Annotated in this window: 1 rRNA gene; it reads right to left on the reverse strand. The window is 52.8% G+C overall.

Annotation, left to right across the window (positions count from 1 at the left end):
- Positions 1–28: 28 nt before the first annotated feature.
- A 16S ribosomal RNA gene (locus tag NFR88_RS14990) occupies positions 29–1,544 on the reverse strand.
- Positions 1,545–1,579: the final 35 nt, after the last annotated feature.

Raw genomic sequence — 1,579 nt, forward strand, 5'->3', positions numbered from 1 at the left:
TCATAGTGTAAAAATCTCGTCTCCTTAGAAAGGAGGTGATCCAGCCGCACCTTCCGATACGGCTACCTTGTTACGACTTCACCCCAGTCATTGGTTTTGCCTTAGACAGCATATTTCCTTGCCGGCTTTGGGCACCCCCAACTTCCATGGTGTGACGGGCGGTGTGTACAAGACCCGGGAACGCATTCACCGCGGCATTCTGATCCGCGATTACTAGCAACTCCGGCTTCGTGCAGGCGAGTTGCAGCCTGCAGTCCGAACTGGGACCGGTTTTCGAGATTTGCTCCGCCTCACGACTTCGCTGCTTTCTGTACCGGCCATTGTAGCACGTGTGTAGCCCAGAACATAAGGGGCATGATGATTTGACGTCATCCCCACCTTCCTCCGAGTTGTCCCCGGCAGTCCCACTAGAGTGCCCATCTTACTGCTGGCAACTAATGGCAAGGGTTGCGCTCGTTGCGGGACTTAACCCAACATCTCACGACACGAGCTGACGACAACCATGCACCACCTGTCTCCTCTGTCCGTAGAAAAACCCGATTAAGGGTCTGTCAGAGGGATGTCAAGTCCTGGTAAGGTTCTTCGCGTTGCTTCGAATTAAACCACATGCTCCGCTGCTTGTGCGGGTCCCCGTCAATTCCTTTGAGTTTCACACTTGCGTGCGTACTCCCCAGGCGGAGCACTTAATGCGTTAACTACGGCACCGAAGTCTTGCGACCCCGACACCTAGTGCTCATCGTTTACGGCGTGGACTACCAGGGTATCTAATCCTGTTTGCTCCCCACGCTTTCGTACCTCAGTGTCAGTTACAGTCCAGAAAGCCGCCTTCGCCACTGGTGTTCCTCCTAATATCTACGCATTTCACCGCTACACTAGGAATTCCGCTTTCCTCTCCTGCACTCAAGCATCCCAGTTCGCAGGGCGAACAATGGTTGAGCCATTGCCTTAAACCCTGCGCTTAGGTTGCCACCTACGTACTCTTTACGCCCAATAATTCCGGATAACGCTTGCCCCCTACGTATTACCGCGGCTGCTGGCACGTAGTTAGCCGGGGCTTCCTCCTTGGGTACCGTCAGTTCTTCTTCCCCAAGGACAGAAGTTTACGACCCGAAGGCCTTCTTCCTTCACGCGGCGTTGCTGCATCAGGCTTTCGCCCATTGTGCAATATTCCCCACTGCTGCCTCCCGTAGGAGTTTGGACCGTGTCTCAGTTCCAATGTGGCCGTTCACCCTCTCAGGTCGGCTACTGATCGTCGCCTTGGTAAGCCGTTACCTTACCAACTAGCTAATCAGACGCAGGCCCATCCTTTGCCGATAAATCTTTGACCATCTGCTCATGTAACCAAATGGTGTTATCAGGTTTTAATCATCGTTTCCAATGGCTATCCCTGTGCAAAGGGCAGGTTGCCTACGCGTTACTCACCCGTCCGCCGCTTTCCACTGACTCCTTCAACCGAAGTATCTGTCATCAGCTTCTCGCTCGACTTGCATGTGTTAGGCACGCCGCCAGCGTTCATCCTGAGCCAGGATCAAACTCTTAATTAAATGGTATATCAAAGACTAATGTCTTAAATATCTTT

The organism is Senimuribacter intestinalis, assembly GCF_943192965.1.
GTDB lineage: Bacteria > Bacillota > Clostridia > Peptostreptococcales > Anaerovoracaceae > Senimuribacter > Senimuribacter intestinalis.